The sequence below is a fragment of the Natronospira elongata genome (assembly GCF_034931365.1).
Lineage (GTDB): Bacteria > Pseudomonadota > Gammaproteobacteria > Natronospirales > Natronospiraceae > Natronospira > Natronospira elongata.
The window spans coordinates 1-6,087 of sequence record NZ_JAYGII010000065.1 but is presented as its reverse complement, the minus strand read 5'-3'; the positions used below and the strand labels follow the sequence as shown (position 1 = coordinate 6,087).

Sequence of the window (6,087 nt, the reverse complement as noted above, 5' to 3'; positions counted from 1 at the left end):
CAGGTGGATGGTGACCTCGACGGCTGGAATCCTTCGACCGATGGCCCCGTCAATGCCCTTGTCCTCAAGGACGACGGTAACCTCTACATGGGCGGCGAATTTACGGAGGTGGCCGGTCAGTCCTGGGGTAGCTTGACTTACCTGGACGGGGACGTCGGTCAGCCCTTCCTGGTCAACGATCCGGAGCTGGATGGCCCCGTTTATACCATTGCGAAAGATTCGCCAGCCAATGCTATTGCCGTCGGTGGCTCATTTAGCGAGTCAGGCGGCTCCACGAGGGAGAATGCCGCTTTTTTCGACGACAGCGACCTTACTCTGCGGAATTGGACTCCTGATCCCGATGGGACTGTCCATGCTATCGCAACCAATACGGATCCATCACCGAGCCACACCACGTTCTTGGCAGGTGGCTTCCAGAATATTGCGGGCGAATCGCAGGAGTACTTCGCTCAGATAGACGGTAACTCGGAACTCGCTGATGCCACTGGTGCGGCAGTTCCAATGCGGGCGGTATCCTATCTGGGAGCAGAGAATCGATTGCTACTGGGCTGGGAAGATGGCTATGGCGTCCTGACGGTAGATGACACCGACGTCACCCTTAACAATAATAATGTCAACTTCACGGACGGCTGGGTAGAAACCTTGTCTCAGGATGAAGATCATATCGTGCTGGGTGGCGACTTCCGGCATTACGATGGCCAGCTTCACGGCCCGCTCGTCGTGCTTGATGCCGATACCCTGGAGCCGGTCTGGCCCGGCCCGGAGGCCGCCTCCATGGCGGTCGAGGCCAAGAGCCGGCCGAGCGCTTCTGCCAATCAGGTTGGTCACGGGGCGACGCCGAGCAAGGATGCCTCCGATGAGGCCCTGCAGGGGGCCTCGGACGACCACCCGGCCAGCAAACTGGACGACGTCAAGCGCCTGCACTGAGGAAAAGGCATCAGCCCCAACTGGGGCAATACCTGGAAAAGGGAGGCTTCGGCCTCCCTTTTCTTTTCTGGGGCAAACCGAGCGGAGTGCTGTCAGCATGGCTGGATCGCCCAGGCGTGGGAAAGGACTCAAATGGGTATGTGTCAGTATCCCGCCAACTCCAGATAGCCTTGTCCATCAATCGCCTGGCCCTCGCGCTCCCCCTCTACGGTCATCGCCCCTTCCCAGTAACGGAAGGTGCCGTCGATTTCCTGGGCCTCGAGACGTGGTTCGATATTCAGGGTTGGCGCCAGTTCCGGGATGCGGAGTTGCCAGGCGAGAGGGTAGCGGACGCCGGTTTTTGGGCTTTGCCAGTGGGATTGGATGTCGAGCTCGACATCGTTGACGGTGAGCAGACGGGTGTCGCCGTCGGGGGTGACGTGGAGGCCCTTGCTGAAGGGGCTGGTTTGGCCGTTCTCTTCCCGCAGGCGGTAGAACATGATGTCGCTACCGTCGGAGAGTTGCAGGGAGAACCAGTCCCAGCCGGTCTGCTCTTCGCTCAGGGCGCTGCTGCCCCATTCCCGGTCCATCCAGCCGAGACCCTCCCCCCGGTGTGCTTCCTCGTCCAGGTGGATGAGGCCTTGGGTGTCGAGGCGGGTGTAGGAGAAGTAGCGGGAGGCGTTGCCAGGGTCGGGGCCTTTCCGGCTGTAGCCCTGATCGCCCTGCAGGACGTGGGGGCGGGCCGGGTTCAGCGTCAGGTCCAGCTCGAATTCGCAGGCCCTGGCCGCCAATCACGTTCAGCCGCGTCGACTTGCCCGCCCCGCTGCGCCCGACAATGGCCAGCTGCCCACCGGGCGCCACCTACAGCGACACCTGCGCCAGCACCTGCCGCGACCGCCCGGCCTCGGCGAAGTCCTTGTCCACGCCATCCAGCCTGATCGCCGCCGACTGCTCGTTCATGAGATCATCCTCCGTGCCTTGCGCCATCCTAATCGCAACGACGAAGCGCGGGGAAGGGAGAAGGAGCCGTCAGGGCCGGATGGGGAACCGCCGATCCAGCGTTGCTGGAAAATAGTCCAAGATACAGCGCCTCGCTTGCTGAGGCGCTCGCCAGGTATAGTGCAAGGCCATTTGGGGTCGCAGTTGAAAAGGGGGGGGTATGAGTACCGCCGCTATCAAGGCGAAGCGTTCCCTGGATATTTTGAAGATTGTCGTCGGAGCGGTTTATCTGCTCCGGTATTACGGGCACTACTTCGCAGCCGCATTCCCGTTTGTATTCCTTCTGGCCGCCGATCTGCCCGCAGCGATTGAGATTGGACTGAGCATTCTATTGGTCGCCATTCTCGTGGTAGAGACCGGTTTTCTGTCACTCGCCTATCATGAGCTTGATCAGCAAGGCAGCACCGTGGAGCTTTCTTGATGAGAGTAGTGATTGGTATCTGCTTGCTCGGGTGTTTAAGCGCTATGGAGGGGAGGTGATGAACTATCATCGTTTCAAGTATGGTCCAATGCCGCATGATTACGGGGTTTCTTGCAGGGGTGACTGGCTTGCCTGTGGTGTTTTCCCTTGATGGAGCACCTGGTGGATTGTTTCTGATCGTATTGGCGATATTCCTCGCCTTCGGTATGGTGCCGTTCATGGCCTGCCTGATTTCTGACTATGCGGCACGCACCGCGCTTTGGCTGCTCGCTGTTTTCTACACGATTGCATCGCTCGCTACGGTTTCCCTTCTGATTTATTTGTTTCCCAATCCGACTATTGCGCCCTTCTTGGTCGGCGCGCTGGTGATTTTTGCACTCGTTGCCGGTACTGCCATTTGGTCCCTCAGGACCAGTGATGACAGTATGGAGGCGGAATCGTAGCGTTGAGCCGGTTTGGATAAAAAGCAGGCCCCGTCAAGACCAGTAAATGCGCAAAGAAGCGTCCGTTTGGGCGAGGCAGTGTCTTCGCAGAAGGAGAGTTTCGGGGGCCGATGATCAGTCATCGGCCCCCGAACGCTTCCGGATCAGTGGTTGAAGGGATCAAGCAGACCCAAAGGCCCTTTCTCGGCAAACTCGCCAACCTGGCCTTGGGCGGAATTTGCCGAAATCTGCGATTGGCTTGCATGAAAACGGCCCGGCGGTGCTTCGATAAGTGGCTGAAAGTCGTCATCGAGAATCACGAAGCCGGCATGGCCATCTCCGCTCATGTCGGCAAAAAATCCGCCGACGACAATTCTTTGATTCCCTTGCGCGACAGCCCGGACTTCCCCGTTGAATTCAGGGGTGGGGCCAAGCGGCGAAAATTCCAAGTTCTCCAGGTTCAGCTCGGCCAGCCCAATGGCGGGTTCACCCGCGAACTCGGTGAACCTGCCTGCGACCAGAAGCCGACCGCTATCCGTATCAAGGGACATGTCGAATACGGTTCCATTTGCCTCCGGGGTATCCGCAACCACACTTCCGCCAGATGACAGCAATGCGAAGCGACCCTGAGCCCCTCCACCGATTTCGGTGAAATCACCCCCTGCCAGGACATGGTCATCGCCGTCAGAGAGAACTGACCAGACAGATCGATTCGGGTCCGGATCCCAGGTGATGGGTGAGAGCCCGGTGTCGCTCACTGCAGCGATATTCCCATTATCGCTACCGCCAATATCACCGAAAGCACCCCCTACGAAGAGAATGTCCTGGTCAGGGAAATGGGAAAGCGAGAGTACGCTTCCCAATACCTCCGGGTCGCCGGTACCGGTGATGGCGTTCCCAAGGCTGCTATCGAGAATGGCGAGTGACGAGCGCGTTTCCCCTCCGGCTTTTGTGAACTGGCCGCCGATCGCAAGATGCCCGTCTGCCACGGGTTCAACTGTCACAACCTGAGTGCCAGATACATCCGGGTCCCAGTCCAAGGCGCTACCATCATGCAAGTTAAACGCCGCACCATGACCTCTTGACTCGCCGCCTGCCTGATTGAATGCCCCAACAGCAAACAATTCACCTTCATGAATCTGCAGGTCGGCTACCACCAAGCCCCTGACATTGGCATCCCAGCTTTCGTCCAGCTCACCCGTGAGGGCATCAAAGGCGGCCAGGTGGCCCACGTCCCTGCCGCCAGCTGTCCAGAGCAGCCCAAGTACCGCAACCTTGTCTTCCGTCTCGACTAGACCAAGCACGATCCCGTCAAAGGACAGGTGCCAGCCATCGTCAGGCTGGAAAGCATTGGCAGTGTCTAGACGTGCGACCCTGTGAGCCGAATTCCCGTTGACCTCACTGAAAGCGCCACCTACATAAAGATACCCGTCCCGATGATCGACCGTATAAACGACCCCATCGGTTTCGGTTTCAATGTTGATGTCCAGAACCCCGGTTTCGGCATGCAAGGCCGCTAGATGATTCCAAGGACTTCCATTGATGGTTTCAAACTGCCCTGCGATGAATAGACGATTGTCGACAAGCTCCATGTCCATTAGGAAGGGGTCTTCAATGTCCGGCGTGAATGTTGTATCAAGGGCCCCTGTATCCGCATCCAGTAAGGCGAGACCTGGGCGAGGAGTGTTGTTGACTTCTTCGAAACGACCAGAAATATACAGTTGGTCATCTTGAAGCAGCATAGCAGTGACCCGACCATCGGTCGCTGCATCAAAGGTCTGGATATGTTCCCCGGTTTCAGCATCAATGACGCCGATGTTCACATCGGAATCACCTGATACGACGAAGTTTCCGCCAACATAGAGATGGTCGCCGGATGCAAGAATGCTATCCACATTGGTGATTTGTGATGGGTTTTCTGGGATTTCAGGATTGAAGTCTTCGTCCAGTTCCCCATCCAGGGTCAATCGCGCCAGGGCAGCATGATCGCTGCTTCCCTGTATCTCGCCGAATCGACCGGCAATATAGAGGTGGTCGTCATGCACGAGAATGTCCGAAATGAACGTGACATTACCGTCAAATGTGACTTCCCAGTCCTGGTCAACCGTGCCATCCGGGTGCAGTCGCGCGATCAGCTGATTTGGAAAGTCCCCACCGCCATCGAACTGGCCCGCTACAAACCAGCCACCATTGGGGTCCTCCACCATGACTTGTGTCGTTCCATTGGGCAAGCGGTAATTGGGGCCGGTAACCGTCATCTCGCTACCGTCGTCGCGGAACCAGCTTATGCCTTGAGTCGCGCCACCAAAGTAGCGGCCGTAGCCACCTGCATATATGCGCTGATCGTCCATGACAATGCCGAGTACGGGCGCGGCGTACTGGTAGAATGGCGCAACACCGACAGTGGTGGCAGCATGGTGCTCGGGCATCTGGAGGCTAAAGTGGTAGTTCCGATCCAGCGCCAGGCCTTCGTCGGCAGCAATAATGTCGATTGACCCACCTGAGACATCTGGAATCATGCCACCGTTCTCACAGGCCTGGACATTGCTCCAGTCGCAGTTGCGATCCGTTGAGTAGAGCAGGTCACCATCGACGGCCGGCCACCAATCCAGATGAACGCTGGCATCGCCCTGCCGCGAAGACATGTGTAAACCACCGCACTCGATCTGGATATCGTCCACATCGTCTTCGTCGACGCTTCCCGTGGCATTTTCGCTGCCACACGCGACATCACCGGGTTGAGAAATGATTACGACGTTGTAGTCCTCGCCATGCGCGATACCCATTTCGAACTCGAATGGGCCATCGCTGTCGATGGTCAGCTCGTCTTCGTCATTCAACGTCAGGACTACCGGCTCATCACCAAGACCGGTGATCTGCCCACCGATGGTCGCCAGCGGGTCGTTACTCGAACTGCTGGAGGAGCAGCCATGAATGAACATAATGCCGAATGCCAGCATCAGTGTGTTTCGGCACCTGAACTTTTCTATCTTATTGAATTTATACATTTGTCCCTCCCAGCCTGATCGTGGCATTGCAGGAATGCCCGTACGAAAAGGGTTTGTTTTGATCCCCAGACGATACATGAGCATCGAGCATTCATCCGATAAGCGCCACCCCCCAGACGGGGTACCGCCAACATCTTTGGCGCAGAATCGGACCGGGCTGGCTTCCCGGATCCGAAGGGGGGTGTTGCCGTTGAATGCCGGGCTTTTCCCACCTACGCTTTATTGGAACTGTTGATACGCAATTGGGCTGGCCGGGGTCCTTCTGTCTCCCTCTTCCAAACGAGCTGTTAATTAGCTGGCGGAAGGGAATCGGCTGGCCTGGGGAGGGGGA

5 protein-coding genes are annotated in these 6,087 nt (G+C 57.6%); 3 read left to right on the top strand and 2 right to left on the bottom strand.

Annotated features, from left to right (window positions below; translation table 11 throughout):
• A partial coding sequence (locus VCB98_RS13470) for a hypothetical protein (protein WP_346053405.1) occupies window positions 1–927 on the top strand: 927 nt, incomplete at its 5' end.
• Window positions 928–1,070: 143 nt separating this feature from the next.
• On the opposite strand, the gene VCB98_RS13465 is transcribed toward VCB98_RS13470, so the two are convergent.
• Window positions 1,071–1,697 carry a lipocalin-like domain-containing protein gene (locus tag VCB98_RS13465; RefSeq protein WP_346053400.1) on the bottom strand — a complete coding sequence of 209 codons (627 nt, stop codon included), beginning with the start codon at window positions 1,695–1,697 and terminating at the stop codon, window positions 1,071–1,073.
• 368 nt (window positions 1,698–2,065) lie between these two features.
• On the opposite strand from VCB98_RS13465, the gene VCB98_RS13460 reads away from it, so the two are divergent.
• Window positions 2,066–2,326, top strand: a complete 261-nt coding sequence (locus tag VCB98_RS13460; protein WP_346053398.1) for a hypothetical protein — start codon at window positions 2,066–2,068, stop codon at window positions 2,324–2,326.
• A gap of 128 nt (window positions 2,327–2,454) precedes the next feature.
• Window positions 2,455–2,769, top strand: coding sequence for a hypothetical protein (locus tag VCB98_RS13455; RefSeq protein ID WP_346053396.1), 315 nt, complete (start codon window positions 2,455–2,457; stop codon window positions 2,767–2,769).
• 143 nt (window positions 2,770–2,912) lie between these two features.
• Here VCB98_RS13455 and VCB98_RS13450 read toward each other — a convergent pair whose 3' ends face one another.
• Entirely contained in the window at window positions 2,913–5,756 is a 2,844-nt protein-coding gene (locus VCB98_RS13450; RefSeq protein ID WP_346053394.1) for a hypothetical protein, read from the bottom strand.
• Window positions 5,757–6,087 lie beyond the last annotated feature (331 nt).